The sequence below is a fragment of the Streptomyces atratus genome (assembly GCF_040655115.1).
Classification (GTDB): domain Bacteria; phylum Actinomycetota; class Actinomycetes; order Streptomycetales; family Streptomycetaceae; genus Streptomyces; species Streptomyces atratus_D.
This window is the reverse complement of sequence record NZ_JBFAJH010000069.1, coordinates 16,852-31,401: the sequence shown is the minus strand read 5'-3', so window position 1 is coordinate 31,401 and position 14,550 is coordinate 16,852. Positions and strand designations below refer to the sequence as shown.

At 68.5% G+C, this 14,550-nt stretch carries 13 protein-coding genes and 3 pseudogenes; 2 read left to right on the top strand and 14 right to left on the bottom strand.

Annotation, left to right across the window (positions count from 1 at the left end):
* Positions 1–686: 686 nt before the first annotated feature.
* From AB0I23_RS37530 to AB0I23_RS37510, 5 genes and pseudogenes are all read right to left on the bottom strand, one after another.
* Positions 687–845 (bottom strand): hypothetical protein, encoded by a 159-nt coding sequence (locus AB0I23_RS37530; RefSeq protein ID WP_359116889.1) that lies wholly within the window; start codon positions 843–845, stop codon positions 687–689.
* Positions 846–905: 60 nt separating this feature from the next.
* Positions 906–2,747: a DUF2207 domain-containing protein gene (locus AB0I23_RS37525; protein ID WP_359116886.1), complete on the bottom strand. Its 1,842-nt coding sequence runs from the start codon at positions 2,745–2,747 to the stop codon at positions 906–908.
* A gap of 93 nt (positions 2,748–2,840) precedes the next feature.
* Positions 2,841–3,803 (bottom strand): ISL3 family transposase, encoded by a 963-nt coding sequence (locus AB0I23_RS37520; protein ID WP_359116884.1) that lies wholly within the window; start codon positions 3,801–3,803, stop codon positions 2,841–2,843.
* 128 nt (positions 3,804–3,931) lie between these two features.
* Positions 3,932–4,072: pseudogene (locus tag AB0I23_RS37515) on the bottom strand (transposase family protein); the annotation flags it as partial.
* 255 nt (positions 4,073–4,327) lie between these two features.
* On the bottom strand, positions 4,328–5,020 hold the full coding sequence (locus AB0I23_RS37510; RefSeq protein ID WP_359116881.1) for an SMI1/KNR4 family protein: 693 nt from the start codon (positions 5,018–5,020) through the stop codon (positions 4,328–4,330).
* Between AB0I23_RS37510 and AB0I23_RS37500 the strand changes: the two genes are divergently transcribed.
* Positions 5,008–5,703, top strand: a complete 696-nt coding sequence (locus AB0I23_RS37500; RefSeq protein WP_436847055.1) for an amidase family protein — start codon at positions 5,008–5,010, stop codon at positions 5,701–5,703. The genes AB0I23_RS37510 and AB0I23_RS37500 overlap by 13 nt on opposite strands.
* Positions 5,704–5,720: 17 nt before the next feature.
* Here the strand turns inward: AB0I23_RS37500 and AB0I23_RS37495 are convergent.
* Positions 5,721–5,909, bottom strand: a pseudogene (locus tag AB0I23_RS37495) (IS5/IS1182 family transposase); the annotation flags it as partial.
* An 81-nt stretch (positions 5,910–5,990) separates the two neighbouring features.
* On the opposite strand from AB0I23_RS37495, the gene dacB reads away from it, so the two are divergent.
* Positions 5,991–7,613: a D-alanyl-D-alanine carboxypeptidase/D-alanyl-D-alanine endopeptidase gene (gene dacB / locus AB0I23_RS37490; protein WP_359116876.1), complete on the top strand. Its 1,623-nt coding sequence runs from the start codon at positions 5,991–5,993 to the stop codon at positions 7,611–7,613.
* Positions 7,614–8,014: 401 nt separating this feature from the next.
* Here dacB and AB0I23_RS41875 read toward each other — a convergent pair whose 3' ends face one another.
* The 8 genes and pseudogenes from AB0I23_RS41875 to AB0I23_RS37455 form a co-directional block, all read right to left on the bottom strand.
* Positions 8,015–8,089: a 50S ribosomal protein bL37 gene (locus AB0I23_RS41875; RefSeq protein ID WP_376335433.1), complete on the bottom strand. Its 75-nt coding sequence runs from the start codon at positions 8,087–8,089 to the stop codon at positions 8,015–8,017.
* A 69-nt stretch (positions 8,090–8,158) separates the two neighbouring features.
* Entirely contained in the window at positions 8,159–8,422 is a 264-nt protein-coding gene (locus AB0I23_RS37485; RefSeq protein WP_359116874.1) for a hypothetical protein, read from the bottom strand.
* Positions 8,423–8,806: 384 nt separating this feature from the next.
* Positions 8,807–9,466 (bottom strand): WD40 repeat domain-containing protein, encoded by a 660-nt coding sequence (locus AB0I23_RS37480; RefSeq protein ID WP_359116892.1) that lies wholly within the window; start codon positions 9,464–9,466, stop codon positions 8,807–8,809.
* Positions 9,440–9,541 (bottom strand): annotated as a pseudogene (locus tag AB0I23_RS37475) (hypothetical protein); the annotation flags it as partial. The pseudogene AB0I23_RS37475 and the gene AB0I23_RS37480, both read right to left, overlap by 27 nt.
* 142 nt (positions 9,542–9,683) lie before the next feature.
* The gene (locus tag AB0I23_RS37470; protein WP_359116872.1) at positions 9,684–11,465 is read right to left on the bottom strand and encodes a CocE/NonD family hydrolase; all 1,782 of its coding nucleotides are present in this window, start codon (positions 11,463–11,465) and stop codon (positions 9,684–9,686) included.
* On the bottom strand, positions 11,462–12,457 hold the full coding sequence (locus AB0I23_RS37465; protein ID WP_359116869.1) for an MBL fold metallo-hydrolase: 996 nt from the start codon (positions 12,455–12,457) through the stop codon (positions 11,462–11,464). The genes AB0I23_RS37470 and AB0I23_RS37465 overlap by 4 nt, the downstream gene beginning before the upstream one ends.
* Before the next feature lie 36 nt (positions 12,458–12,493).
* Complete coding sequence (locus tag AB0I23_RS37460) at positions 12,494–13,417, bottom strand: alpha/beta hydrolase (protein WP_359116866.1); 924 nt, start codon at positions 13,415–13,417, stop codon at positions 12,494–12,496.
* Positions 13,418–13,421: 4 nt separating this feature from the next.
* A complete protein-coding gene (locus tag AB0I23_RS37455) occupies positions 13,422–14,546 on the bottom strand; it encodes an FAD-dependent oxidoreductase (protein WP_359116865.1) in 1,125 nt (374 codons plus the stop codon).
* Positions 14,547–14,550 lie beyond the last annotated feature (4 nt).

Below are 14,550 nucleotides of genomic sequence, written 5' to 3'. Positions count from 1 at the left end.
AACAACCCGCACAGAGCAGCACCCACCCAACACCCCGACACCCCCCGAAAACCCAGCCCAGCAAAAAACACCCCAACCAACAAAAAACACACCCTAACCCACACACACCACACCGACCCCACACCACACCACACCGACCACTCATCAACTCGTCAACCATCTCGAACAAAACAACCCTGACCAGCCACCAACCCGCCCCAGCACGAACACCCCAACCACCACCCCAACCACCCTCGTCACGACAGCCCGCTCTGTTGGCCAACGCGGAAAATGCCGACAGGTCCGGCACTGAAGGAGCCGATCACCGAGAACAAGACCGCCCCACTGGGGTGGTCCCAGCGAGGCGTTTGCCGGCGAGGTGTCGCGGTTCGTCGGCAAGGCGCCGAGGCACAATCAGTCGAACTTCACCGGTCTTCGAATTTAGTGGGGGTGCGCCTCCCGTCGGCTTCGCCGAGTGGTTGCACAGCGTGAGTGTAGGCGTTGGTTCTCTCGGTTCCTGAAGCCGAAGGCGTTACGATCGGTTGCCTGGAGAACAACCATGATTACGAAGGCCCGCGGGCTACTTGATGATGTAGGGAAACTTCCACCGCAGGGGCTCCGGGTGCCTAATGCCGCATGAGCGCACCTCTGCCCTGTTGTTGTGCGACGCGCTGATCGGGAACGAGGCTCGGTCAGCGCGTCGCGGACTATAGGCGGCGGTAATAGCCGAGGTGCCGGGCGAAGAACCGCAGCGTGCTGTCCAGCTCGAATGTCGGGATCTCCGCATGCTTGCCGGGGTTGGCGTGCGGTGTCTTCTCGGCTGAGGCCAGTGCGCCGAACAGTGCCAAGCTCTGGACCCGCGGCACCCGCTCATCGTCGCGGCGGCGGCGTAGAAGCCTGCGCCAGGCCCCTACAAGTACCAGAGGTCACCAGGACCCACCGCCACCGCCGCCGTCACCCCCACCGACGTCTCCGCCGCCACCGGACCCTCCGCCGCCACCTCCGCCACCGCTGGAGGGAGGGGCGGCGCTGGACGTCGAGGCGGCGGTGATCAGGCCGAGGGCGAAGCCTGGGGCGAACCCAGCCACGAGGGTCGAGCGGTGCACGGGAGCGGCCGTCGAGTCGGCGATCGCTCCTTCCCAGGCGTAGGCCACGTCCAGGGCCACCGCCCACGCGGTGTACAGCTTCAGTCGTATCTCGTCGGGGGGCTCGTCTTGCTGGGGGGAGGAGGGGTCCATGAGATAGTGCCGGAACGCCTCCGTCCGGAGCCAGAGGGCGGTGCCGCGCGGGGTGCGGGTGTGCAACTCCCAAGAGCGCAGCCGCAGCGCGAAGCCGACGCCCACGGCGATCAGGCCCACCACGAGGACCGGCCAGCCGGCCGCGTTCCGGTGGCCGCTGAGCCAGGCCCCGACGGCCGTCGTGACGAAGCCGAGCAGGGTGGCGGCGGTGCCGATGGTGCGTCCGATGCGGGCGCGACGCGCGGCGGCCGCGTCCCACAGATCGCTGTCTGCCTGCCACTGTGTCAGCCCGCGGTTGAGGCTCTCCCATGCCGACCGGAATTGCGGGTCGCGCAGGCCCAGGGTGACCGAGTCGCGTCCCGAGAAAATGCTGCCGAAGACGACCCTGGCGAGCGGGTCCGCGGGTGCGTCGGCCGGATCGCGGCGCGTGAGGGTGGGATGCCGGTCAGTCCCCTCGATGCCGACGTGTCCGTCGATCGCCGCGCCGAGGAGCCAGGCCACCTGGTGGTGGTTCTCGACCCGTTCATCGAGCAGGATCCCGCCCTGTGCCGGGGTCAATTCCGCTGGGGGCACGGGCGACGGCGTGAGCGAGGCGGCGAGCCGGTCGAGGGCGACGCGCCGCGTCCGGCCGGGCGTGCCGTCGGGTCCTTCCTCGACGATCCGGTCACGGCCGAGGAAACGCAGCAGCAAGAGCGTCACGGCGGCGCAGACCAGCGTGAAACCGAACGCGAGCAGACCCACCCGCAGCGGGCTTTCCACAGTCGTGCCGACGGCCTTTCCGGAGGGCGGCGCGGGCAGGGCCACCTTCGCTCCGGTCAGCTTCTGCCCGCGGGAGGCGTAGACGGTGACGCCCTCTTGCCCCTTCAGCTTGTCGAGGGTGACGTCCAGCCGCCCAGGACCGCTCCCGCGGGCGGTGCAGGCGTCCTCGGAACCGTTGGTGCCGTGCACGCAGCGTGCGCCGGTGAGTTCGTACGGGGCCACGACGTGGATCTCCACGTCCGAGCGGTCGACCCGCCAACCGGTGCCGACAGCGTCCCAGGCGATCTTGCCCTTCTTCACAACGTCCGTGAGCGTGTACCGGATGCGGTACCGGTGCACGCCGGTGACCGAGCCGCCGGGGTCGCCCACCTTGATCCGAGTGGCTATCTCCCGCTGGCCGTTCGGCTTCTCGTAGTAGTCCCCGACGGTGAGTTCCCACGGGACCCGGGCGCCGTCCAAGGTGGCGCTGACCTTGGCGTATTCCTCGTCGTACCTCAGGTCCGGCAGGTCGCGGTAGATGCCGTGCCGGGTGCCGTCAGGCTCTCCGAAGTCGTAGTCGATGACCTCGGTGACGCGGATGCTGCCGTCGGCGGCGACCTCGGCGCCCACCCACATCGTGTTGACGCGCTCCACGTTCCCGCCCATCCGGAAGAGCACGACGAGACCGCTGAGCAGCAGGACGAGGAAGAAGATCTTGATCGAGGCGCCGTCCCTGCGTCTCCGGTTCAGGGTCCCCGCCGCTCTCGGTCCCTTGTCCTTCGCGGTGTTCAAGGAGACACCCCCTGTTGTCACGGGGGCCTCCCCTGCCCCCATGAAGATCGCAAGGGTATCCCGGCGGCGGGCCAACAACAAGGGCCTTGGAATTTAGGGGTGCGCCTCCCGTCGGCTTCGCCGAGTGGCTGCACAGCGTGAGCGCAGGCGTTGGTTCTCTCGGTTCCTGAAGCCGAAGGCGTTACGCGCTTCGAGCTTGATGAGGCGGTTGTTGCCTTCGGAGGCGGCGTTGGTGATCCCGGTGGTCGGGTAAATCTCGATGCCGTCCCACCACTGCTCGACGGTCTCGGCAAGGGTGACGAGTTCGGGCAGGTGAGCGTGGTCGGCGACGTAGGCGAAGAAGCGGTGGCGGGCGGCGGAGATCCTGGAGCGGTCGGGGGTGACGTGGGTACTGCTGACGGCCAGGCCGAGGAGGTCTCGCAGCAGTTCCTTGGCCTTCCACGCCGCGAAGATCTGTCGGCCGTAGGTGCCCATGTGATCCAACTCGACCTTGAGGAGGGTGCGTTGATCCTCGGTGAGGTCTTCCTTGTTCCGGCGCAGGAGTTTGCGGACGGTGTAGATGCTGTCGCCCTTGCGGGCCCGGCGGCCGTGCTGCTTCCAGGTGCGACGGCGGCGCAGGTCGGCGAGGTGGCGCTGGGCGAGCTGCACGATATGAAAGCAGTCCACGACCACGGCCGCGTGGGGCAGCGCGCGGTGGACGGCGGCGTGGAAGGTGGCGCACAGGTCGATGGCAACGTAGCGGACCTGCTCACGCCAGGAGGCGGGCTGGGAGGTGAGCCAGTCGGCGACCGACGCCGCGTTGCGGCCCTCGACCTGGCCGAACAGGCCGCGTCCGCCGATCGCGTCGACGAAGCCGATGTGCCAGGCGTCCGCGACGAGTTCCCACTTGCCGGTGGAGGGGTTCTGCTTCCACACCGGCTTGCCCCGCCGGGTCTCGTCGATCCCGATCGCCGAGGTCGCGGGCGGGTCCTCGGACAGGACCTTCGCTGCGTAGTCCTCGAGGCAGCGCTGCACGATCGGCCAGGACAGGCCCAGATCCCGGCCGGCCTGCACCACCGTGCGCCCGCCGTCACAGACCGCGGCCCCGCCGCCTGGCGCAGGGCCTTGGTGGTACGCATCCGTGGCGGCACCTGGCCTATCGCGTCGGTGAACGGGCCGCGAGGGCAAGCGGGTTCGGTGCAGTACCAGCGTGCCTTGCGCCACTGGATGCTCACGGGGCGTCCGCCGCAGGGCAGGTGCCGGGGCCGGGTGGTGCGGTAGTCCTTCATCCGGGTGGCGAAGACCCCGCAGCCGGGGCAGGACCGGGCGGAGTCCTCGCTTGTCACCACGCACACCGACGGGCCGCCCGTCCCGTCGTCCTTGACCCTGCGTCACACTCACCCCCTCCAGCCCCAGCAGTCGTGTCGCAGCCTCGTTGATCCCGGTATCGTCGATGTTCAAGCCCGTGATTTTTCATGATCGGTTGCCTAGGGAACAACCATGATCACGAAGGCCCGCGGGCTACTTACGCCCGGGGCACTCGCACCCCAACCACCTCACACGGCGTGACCGGCGAGCCCGCCCCCACCGCCGCACCCCCATCAAGTTCGAAGACCCAACTTCATGCCGAAGTATGGGTCGGGTTCGCCTGTGTAGGGGTCGACGCCGGACTCCCACCGTCGTCGTTCCTCGCGCCAGTGGACGAAGTGCGGAGACGGCTCTCCCCAAAGGGAGGCGTCGCTGAGTGGGCACTCGTCGAAGCCCTTGGCGAACAGGCGCCGAAGGAACTCCGCCATCCCGCAGTCGTAGATTTTCCAGTAGGGCCGGCCGTGCCGTTCCCACACGACAACGGGCCACTTGTTGGGGTCGTGGTCAACGGTGAGCCAGCCGAGGATGTCGGCTCCGCAGCTGACGCCCCAAGCGACGACAGAATCAGGGCCGGCATCGACCTCGCCCGGTCCTCCTTCGGACTCCCACATGTGCCGCATGTTGGCTGTCTCGGCCGCCATGCCCCCAAGGTCAGGGCTGTCGGCCGGCTGCATGCTCGCTTCGGGGAGCACGACGCTCAGCGCGCCGTCGATGCCGCCGGCTCCGTACGTGCTCATGAAGGCGATGTAGTCGGAGGGGAAACAGACTCCCCAAGCCCGCCGGACCGCATCCCAGTCCACCTGCTCATCGGCCCCGTCATGTGGCGGCATCACCACCGTGAGCGCGGCAAGAACTGTTCCTTGAGACGGCATGTCCCCTCCAGTGGTGCGCATCGTCTGATGCAAGGTATCCGGTGCCACCGACATCGAGATTCGAGGGTGCGCCACGCGCCCGCGCCCGCCAGCCCGACGGAGGTGTTACGCAGTGCCTGGGCGACCTGCCCGGCCAGGTCTCCGGGCTCGACCGAAGCTGGCACACCGTGGTCGAAGCCGCCCCCGCGGTCGACGCCGCGTCGTTCGACGAGGCCAACCTCACAGCGTGGTACGGCTTCCTGGCCGACGGCGTCGACCTGCTCGCGGCGGCACTCGCCGTCACCCCGCGCCTGGACACCCTGCAGGCAACCACTCTCGCCTCCGTCGAGCACGACCGGTCGCTGCGCACATCGGGCGTCTACACCGCCGACCGCGCGATCAACGCCACCACCCGCGCCATGGCGGATCTCTTCACCCGATACGACATGCTGCTCACCCCGACCACCTGCGCACCCAACACGCCGCTCAGCCAGCTGGACGCCAACGTAGCGGGGCTCCACGCGCGCGGCTGGTACCACCGCATCCTCTCCTCCGCCGGATTCACCGCCGTGGCCAACGCGACGGCCACGCCGACCATCTCCCTTCCGCTCGACTGGTCGTCGGAGGGCTGGCCCATCGGCGACCTGCGCTTCTACGGGGCCGAGATCCCAGACGTTCTCATCGCTGATTCAGGGAGCGTCCACCGATTGGTTCTCGCACCCACGGGCGCAGCCGCAAGCGAACTGCTCCCGGACTGAGCAGGGAAGACGTCATCTCATATGGTGATTCCGCGGCAGCAGATGAGGGTGCAGGGGATGCCGGTGAAGGCCACGAAGTGGTCGGCTTTGCGTTCGTGGCGGCGATGGAGTCGACGGCAGCCGACGGGCCAGGCCATTGACCGCTCGACGACCCAGCAGTGGCGGCCCAGCGGGGTGGGGGATGCGATTCCCCGTCGAGCCAGGCGGACCCCGGCCCGTTGGCCCCACGTGAATCCGAACGGTGCAGGCCTTCCGTCGACGATCCAGATACCTGATCATCTCCTTCCATGCGCATGCCAACCATTGAGCGAAGATTCCGCCATCGGGCCCTGCTCTGGGCCGTCGCCGCAAGCCTGGCCCTGACAGCCGCCTCAGGAGCGTCGGCCGGGGCCGACTCCCCGGCGCCCGGCCTGTCGGACACCCTTGACCACATTCTCAGCGACGCCCGGCTGGACGGCGCCCAGGTCGGAGTCGTCGTCAGCGACGCCCAGACCGGGCAGACGCTCTATCAACGCAACGGCGACCGCCGCCTCGTACCAGCATCCAGTACCAAGCTTCTGACGTCGGCCGCGGCCATGGCGCTGCTCGGCCCCGATTACCGGTTCAGCACCGATGTATTCGCGGACGGCTCCCGCCACGGGTCTGTGCTCCAGGGCGACCTGTACCTTCGCGGCACCGGCGACCCCACGATGCTGGCCAAGGACTACGACCGGCTGGCCGCCGCGGTCGCCGACACGGGGATCCACCAGGTCACCGGCCGGTTGATCGCCGACGACACCCGGTTCGACAGCAGCCGCCTCGGCGCGTCCTGGGCAGCCGACGACGAGTCCGCCTATTACTCGTCGCAGATCTCTCCGCTGACGGTGGCCCCGGACACCGACTACGACGCCGGCACCGTCTCTCTCACAGTGACCCCGGGTTCCGCGCCCGGCGATGCGCCCGCGGTGAAGGTCACCCCGCCCAACGACTATGTCCGCGTCAACAACAGCGCCGCCACGGTCGCCGCCGGCGAGAGCCGTGCAATCACCGTCGATCGCCTGCACGGCAGCAACACCATCGTGGTCAGCGGCAAGATCCCTGTCGAGAGCACACCCGCAACTTCGTGGATCAGTGTCTGGGAACCCACAGGCTATGCGGCCGCCGTCTTCGCGGACGCGCTGGCCGCACACGGAGTAAAGGTGACTGGAGGGCCGGTGCTGGGCAAGGCCGTCCCGCAGGGTGCCACGATGCTGGCCTCCCACCCGTCGATGCCGCTGAAGGATCTGCTGACGCCGTTTCTGAAGCTCTCCAACAACAACCATGCCGAGGTGCTGGTCAAGACCATCGGTTACGAAGTCAAGGGCAGCGGCACCTGGTCGGCCGGGCTGTCGGCGAGCGCTGACTACCTGCGTACCCTCGGGGTGGATCCCACTGTCCTGCGTCAAGTGGACGGCTCGGGCCTGTCGAGGATGGACATGGTGTCCACCAAGCAGTTCACCGAGCTGCTGGCCGCCGTACGGCAACAACCGTGGTTCCAGGACTGGTACGACGCCCTGCCGATCGCCTGCGTGTCCGACCGGATGACCGGCGGAACGCTGCGCTCCCGCATGTGCGGGACCACGGCCGCGGGCAACCTGCACGGCAAGACCGGCTCACTGACCGGCGTGTCGGGGCTCTCCGGCTATGTGACAGACGCCGACGGCCGGGAGCTCGCCTTCAGCTTCGTCAGCAACAACTACGTCGCGAGCTCGGTCAAGAGCATCGAGGATGCGGTCGGAGCGGCGCTCGCCGCCTACAGCGTCAAGGGCGCAGAGCAGCCGCACGGTACGGCCCGAACCGTCCGCCCCACGACCGATGGGCCCGCCGCAAGGGATGAGCCGTCCCGGCGCACCGACCTCGAGTGCTCCTGGATGAAGCCTGCGAGCTGCTGAGCGACGATCGCGGACCTCGAGGACAGCGCACGGAACCGCAACGCACTGATCCGGCCGAAGGCCGGCCGGATCAGTGAGCGGCGGAAACCGACCTCACCCCTCACCTGTGGCCGATGCCGGCCTGCCGGCATCGGCCCCGCTCGCGGCCTGCCCACGGAGATGACGCCCGTTCATGTGCGCCGGCTCCCTCACGCTCAACTCGATCCGCCCGCCGCCGGCCACGCGGGCAAGGCCCGGACAAACGGCATCTGCGACGCCAGAAGCCGCGTTGCCTGATCGGCACCAGAATCTGACAACGCTCGCGTGGCAGCCACCCATCTGCAACTGCCCTGGCAAAGAACCGGACCTGAACATGTGGCCCGGATACCCCGCAGCCCCCGCCGTCGAATCTTCGGTGAAGTTCAGGCGTTGGGGCGTTTGCCGTGATTCGCCCTCTTCTTCTTACGGGCACGTCGCTTGTTCCCTCGCTTGGCCATAGCCTACTTCTCCCAGATTCGGTGCATTTCGGGCGATCGCCAGTCTAGGTTCGACCGGACGCTTCCGCATCAGGAGCGCTGCGAGTACGCCAGCCCCCGCCCAGGCATCCCCGTACACTTGTCTCCGCCGACCCCTCTCACGACCACGGGATCACCGAAGTCGATCCCGGTCGCCCCCACCCGGTGCCCCAGCCTGATCACATCCACCACGCCGCAGACCGGCCCGGACAACACCCCGTTGACCTCCACCCTGCGGTACGGCGGGTCGCCCGGCACGACGCCGAGGACAACCTCGGGGGTGGGTTGGAACACCTCTCCAGCATCATGGGTCATGCTTACAGCGTGTGGCAGGGGCGCCCCGCGCACATGTCGAACGGACCAACCATCCCCAGCGAGGGCCCTGCCCTACCTACCGGCCCGCGGGCCTCACGCGCGGGACGGCGACGACTTCACGCTCGGGCGCAGTCCTGCAAGCCCTGCTGCGTCAATGGGGCGTCCGGGTCGCAGTGGTGACCCCTGACGCCGCTACTACCTCACGCACGGCAATCACCCTCGAGAGGCGCAGGCGGAGCAGGGGCGGCTGGCCGGCGACGCTGAGCAGGCCGTCCTTGCCGCCAGCCGACGGAGCCGAAGCGCTCGGCGTGGACAGTATTGCCAGACAGCGGTCCGGCCCCACCGGTGGCCGATGCTGCGGCCTGCTCCAGCAGCTGCCGCAGCTCAGCGCCGGCTCGGTCGCATTCCTGCTTCTCGTCGTCCAGTCGGGCCAGTCATCAACGGCGAACGGGTGCGCGTCGACTGCGCCGACCGCCCCTCGCGTTCCCGGGAGCCGATCGCGCAGATCGACCAGGAGCTGATCAGATGTCCGCGGTGCTGCGGGCGCACCGGCAGCTCGGATTCCTTCTGCGCGTACTGTGACAGCTCTCGCGCGGCGAAGTCGCGACGCAGTGCCTGACAGCTCCTGGTTTTCGCCGCGCGCGGGTCAGGGAGCGCCGTGTTCCAGAGATGCACCCTGGATCCGCTCGTTGTGGCGAGCGTGCGGCGTCGAGGGCTGAAGGCTCCGGAGCCGAAACCGAGACGGGCCCAGGTGAGCGAGCGACGCTCGGTCTCCGTCGCCACGTCCCGGATCCACACCGTGTCCTCGTAGCCGGCGGTGGCCGGAGTGCGTCCGTCGGTGCTGAATGCCACGAACCAGCTCTCCTCCCCGGGCCCGGTGAGGACACGGGGTGGCGCATCGGTCGATATGTTGCACAGCCGGACCGTGCCGTCGTCACTGCCGCTGGTGAGGAGGCGGCCGTCGCGGCTGAACGAGATCGACGGCACGGGGCCCTTGTACCCCTTGAGTACGCGGATGGCCTTACCTGTCGCGGCATCCCGCAAACGCACCGTGCCGTCGCCGCCAGCGCTGGCGAGTATCCCTCCGTCCGGGCTGAACGCCACCGTCCATACAACGGAGTTGTGCCCGGTGGGACCCGCGTCGTGGCCGGAGAGGGTACGTCGTAGGTCTCCTGTCGTGCCCTCTCAGGCCAACCCGCCGAAGCGAGGCATCTCACCAAAGGCTGACAGAGAGGGCCCGGTCGGCGTCGTGATGGCCGCATCAGGAGCCGCTGCGCTGGTCTCCTTCGTGGTTGCGCGCAGAGCCTGACCGTGTCGCGTCTGTCGCCGTGACCGTCGTGAACGGCAGCACGAGCCGGGACGGGTGCGCGGCGTCGCGGTAGATCTTGTGGGTGACGGGGCGGCCCACCGGTAGGTGAAAGGCATCCGGCGGCAGCAGCGCGTTGTGCGCGTCGACCAGCGGCTCGTCGTTCGACAACTCCACCACCAATCGGTGTCCTGGCTTGAACGTGGCTGCGAACGGGTAGAGCCGCAGCACGTACTCCTCGATCTTCCCTGGCTCCACCGGCACCGCGCGGGTGTGCGGGTGGTAGGGGTTGCCCTCGGTGGTGCGCCCCTCGTCGAGCTCGCGGTGGGAGGCCTTGAGGTAACCGGTGGTGATCAGCTGCCGACCGCCGCCAGGAGCCTCGTCCCACAGGCGCAGGATGAAGTTGGTGTCGTCCTGATCGATCTCCGCGAACAGGTGCGCCGCGCCGGTGCCGATCAGCTCGGTGGGCTCCTCGAACGACTCGGTGCTCCACTTGAGCACCTGCACCCGGTCGGTGACGGTGAGCGGTGCCTGGTAGAAGCCGTCGGGGGCGGCGTATTCGACGCCCATGAGCTCGGGCTCGAAGGAGAGTTTGTGCCGCGGGCGCAGGTGGAGCGACGTGTACTCGATCTCCTTCGGCGGCCACTGCGCCGCGGCGACCACCTCGCGCGAGCCCTCCACGAAGACGCTCACGGCCGGCTCGTCCATGATGCCGTTGTCGATGCCCTTGAGCCAGTACTCGTACCAGCGGAACATCTTGTCGTGCTCTTCGATCCAGGGACGCGACTGCATCGGCGGGTAGGAGCCGATGTCCAGCTTCTTGGGCCCCTTCAGGACGTTGAACAACTCGACGTGGCCGTCCAGGGTCCAGCCGCGTCCCTGGTCGATCTGAAGGTAGACCGGGATGTCGATGTTCTCGGCCAGCGTGATCGGGTTGCGTTCCTCGTACCAGTCGCCGTCGAGGTGGTTCATCACGATGTCGAACCAGAACTCGCGGTTCTTCGGGTACTTGAGTACGTGAACGAGGTTCGGCCAGGCTGCCACGTCCGGGTCCTTCAGCCGCTCCTCGACGAGCTTGTTCAGCTCCTCGGGCGAGTGTGCCTCCACCATGCGGGACTTGACGTTGGCGTGCGCGATGCCGGAGTCACCGCCGCGGCCCTCGCGGGCAGCACGCGGCATGAACCACATGATGCCGCCGTGGTAGGTGGTCTCGTAGAAGTCGTAGTGACCGCCGCTGACGAAGATCGCCTTGAGGTGCGGCGGACGCTCGGCGGCGGCGAGCACCTGCATGGAGCCGAAGTAGGAGATGCCGATCATGCCGACGTTGCCGTCGCACCACGGCTGCGCGGCGACCCACTCGATGAGGTCGTACAGGTCCTGCCCCTGGGGAACCCCGCCGAAGTTGTAGTTGCCGATCATGACGCCGCCGGAATCACCGGTGCCGCGCATGTCGCCGATGACGTGGACGTAGCCCTCCCGGACGACGCGCGCGATGTCACCGGCCTCGATGCAGCCGTCCCACATCGGGCTGGGCCGGCGCTGCGCCGGCGTGGTGAGGGCGAGGGCCTGCAGCTCCTTGCCGTAGGCGCTCATCGCGATCAGTGCCGGCCGCGGCGTGTCGTCCACGCCGTGGTAGGCGTCCGCGGCGAGCTCGACGCCGTCCCGCATCGGTACCCGGAGGTCCTTGCGGACGGCGATGCTCTGCTCGCCCGCCCGGATGGTCTGGAAGTCAGTCATGAGTGCGAAGCTCCTGTGGGGGTCCGGGGGTCATCCCCCGGGACAATGCGGTACGAGTTCTGGTTGAGCTGTGCGCGGTAGCCGTGCATCGATGTGAAGAACGGCGACGGCTCAAGCGTGGGGTCGCCGGTGTAGCCGAGCTCCTCGGCGACGCGGGCGAACGGGGAGTAGGGCGAATCCGTCTCCTGCAGGCCGGCCTGCAGGAAGTCGCAGGCGGCCTTGGTGACCCTGCCCTCGATGGCGAGGCTCTGGGCGATGGCCTCCTGGGCCTGGGCGGCGTCGAGCTCGACGCCGTACGGCGTGCCGTCGGAGCGGCGGTACGGGTGTCCGAGGTACAGGTGCTGCGGACGGATCTCGTCACGCAGGTACTCCAGGCTGGTGCGGTAGGCAACCGGGTCCATGTAGCCGGGGAAGCCGTTGGCGGCCCCGTGGACCTGCACGGCGTCGCCGACGAAGACCGAACGCGAGCCGTCGACGACGTAGGCGACCGACCCGGGCGTGTGACCTGGGATCGCGTGCACCGAGACGGTGACGTCGCCGCCGAGGGAGATGGTCTCGCCGCCTTTGACCAGCATGGAGGGCTCCATCTCGCCGGCAATGACGGCGTTCGCGGCGACCGTCACCTTCGCCTCGCCCTCGGGGTCGCCCAGGTACTGGCCCCGTCCCGCGAGGTACTCCTCCACGTGGGCCCGCCGCGAGCGGAGCATCGGTGCGTCGGCCTCGTGGATCACCACCTGTGCGCGCCGCCCGGTGAGCTCCCACAGGGCGTGCGCCCCGCCGAGGTGGTCGATGTGACCGTGGGTCAGCAGGATCCAGCGCACGTCCTGGATGCGGCGCCCGATCGCCTCGAGCGCGGGAACCATCCCTTCGGCAGGCGAGGAGGCGATTCCGGTGTCGACGATGGCCGGCTCAGGTGCGTCGACGAAGAAGCTGTAGAGACCGAACCGGCCCCACGGCGAGACCAGGGGATGGACGTTGACTGCGTGCGTCATGGCTTTCTTTCTGAACTCGTACGCGGGTCGGCCAGGTCAGCGCCGACTGAGGAAGTCGCGCGTCTGGGCGAAGACCCTGTGGTACTCGGGGATCCAGGAGAAGTGCTGGACGAATCCATGGCCCGCGCCCTCGTACCGGCTCACCGTCGCCGCCACGCCGGCCTCCCGCAGCCGCCGGCCGTAGAGCTCGCCCTCGTCGCGCAGCGGGTCGTACTCCCCGGTGACGATGAGGGCCGGCGGCAGCCCTGTGAGGTCCGCCCGCTTGACCGGCGAGACGAGCGGGTCCGCGGGATCGGCGCCGCTGTCGATGTAGAAGGCGTTGAAGGGCTTCAGCCCGGCCGTCTCCAGGCCGTAGCCCACGGCGTTCTCCCGCAGCGAGGCATAACGGTCGACGTCGAAGTCCAGGTCGAGCGAGGGGTAGTAGAGGACCTGGTGCGTGATCCGGTCGAAGCCGTCGTCGTGCGCCCTGGCCGCGACCGCCGCGACGAAGGTGCCACCGGAACTGTCGCCGGCGATGGCGAGGGTCCTGCCGTCCCAGGCAAGGCTCTCACCTTCCTCGGCAGCCCAGCGCACGACCGCGTAGCAGTCGTCGAGACCGGCCGGAAAGGCGGCCTCGGGCGCCAGGCGGTAGCCGACGGAGACGACCTTGAGCCCCGTCTCCTTGGCCAGCGAGCGCGCGACGTGGTCGTGCGTCTCCAGGCTGCCGAGGAAGAACGCACCGCCGTGGAAGTAGACCAGCAGGCCGTGGCTGTCGGCCTCGACCGGCGTGTAGATCCGCACCGGTAGCTCGCCCGACACCGTCCGCGCGGTCACGTCCTCGACCGCGTGGAGCGGAAGGCGCTCCTCGAGGGGAGCGATGTGCACCTCGTCCGCGGCGCGCATGGCGACCGGGTCGAGCGGCCCCTCGGGCGGGGCCGGCAGGCCGGCGAGGAGCTTGGCGATCTCAGGATGCAGTGTCATGACGTCACTCCTGCGGGGCAGCGGTTGCGGGCTTCTGACCGGGGAAGACGTCATTGATCTCTTCCTCGGTCCACCCCTGACGCGAGATGCGCTGCAGTTCGTCGGTCACGGGCTTGCGGGTGGCTTGGTACAGGGCCAGCCCCTGCTTCAGGGAGTCCGCCTGCCGCAGGGCGTCGGCGAGTGCTCCGGCGTCCTCGATGGCCGAGTTCGCGCCCTGGCCCTGGTGGTGCAGCATCGAGTGGGCCGCGTCGCCCACGAGGACGACGGAGTCCGAGTGCCACGTGTCGACCGGGTCGATGTCGTAGACCGCGCGGATGTTCACGGTGTCCATGTCGAGGTCGCGCGTGATGTTCACGAGGCGCTCGTCGAAGCCTTGCACCGTCGCCAGGAGGTCGTCCTTGGTGACCTGCGGCGCCCAGGTGCTGTCCGGGCACAGGGCGGTGATGTCGAACGACACCTGGTTGCGGTGGCGCAGCGGCAGCAGGTAGACCTTCGTGCCCCGGCCGATGTACATCCGGAGGTTGTCGTCGGTGACCGTCCCGTAGGCGTCGTCGACGGAGATCACCGCGCGGTAGGCGTGCTCACCCGAGAACACCGGGCCCTTGTCGCTGAACAACAGCCGGCGCACCACCGATTTGATGCCGTCGGCGCCGACGACCAGGTCTGCCTCGACGGTCCTGCCGCCTGCGAAGGTGAGGACGGAGCGGTCGCCCTTGTCGTGGACGGTCTCCAGCTTGTGGCCGAGCTGCACCATGCCCTCGGGCAGTACGCCCAGGAGAGCGTCGATGAAGTCTCCGCGGTGGATCAGATGGGTCTTGGTCTCTGCGGTGAAGTCGTGGATCCCCGGCCACGTCTCCTTCATGATCGGGTCGGCGGTGGCCGTGAGGATCTCGAAGTAGTCGCTCGGCGAGCTCACCTTCGCGATCGCGTCGAAGATCCCCCACTGGCGGAACCGGTTCATGGTGGAAGGACGCAGGCCGATGCCGGCGCCGACCTCGCGGATCTGGCTCGCCTGTTCGTAGACGTCGACGCGGGCGCCGAGCAGGCTCAGCGCCTTGGCTGCCGCCGCGCCGCCGTACCCCGCGCCGACGACGGCGATCTTGAGGTTTTTCAGGTCTGAGAGCTGCATAGTG

Excerpts from the sequence above, each read along its gene's own strand:
- AB0I23_RS37510 (WP_359116881.1), bottom strand. The coding sequence starts at position 5,020 with ATGTCGGTGGCACCGGATACCTTGCATCAGACGATGCGCACCACTGGA.
- AB0I23_RS37460 (WP_359116866.1), bottom strand. The coding sequence starts at position 13,417 with ATGACACTGCATCCTGAGATCGCCAAGCTCCTCGCCGGCCTGCCGGCC.
- dacB (WP_359116876.1), top strand. The coding sequence starts at position 5,991 with ATGCGCATGCCAACCATTGAGCGAAGATTCCGCCATCGGGCCCTGCTC.
- AB0I23_RS37465 (WP_359116869.1), bottom strand. The coding sequence starts at position 12,457 with ATGACGCACGCAGTCAACGTCCATCCCCTGGTCTCGCCGTGGGGCCGG.
- AB0I23_RS37470 (WP_359116872.1), bottom strand. The coding sequence starts at position 11,465 with ATGACTGACTTCCAGACCATCCGGGCGGGCGAGCAGAGCATCGCCGTC.
- AB0I23_RS37485 (WP_359116874.1), bottom strand. The coding sequence starts at position 8,422 with ATGACCCATGATGCTGGAGAGGTGTTCCAACCCACCCCCGAGGTTGTC.
- AB0I23_RS37455 (WP_359116865.1), bottom strand. The coding sequence starts at position 14,546 with ATGCAGCTCTCAGACCTGAAAAACCTCAAGATCGCCGTCGTCGGCGCG.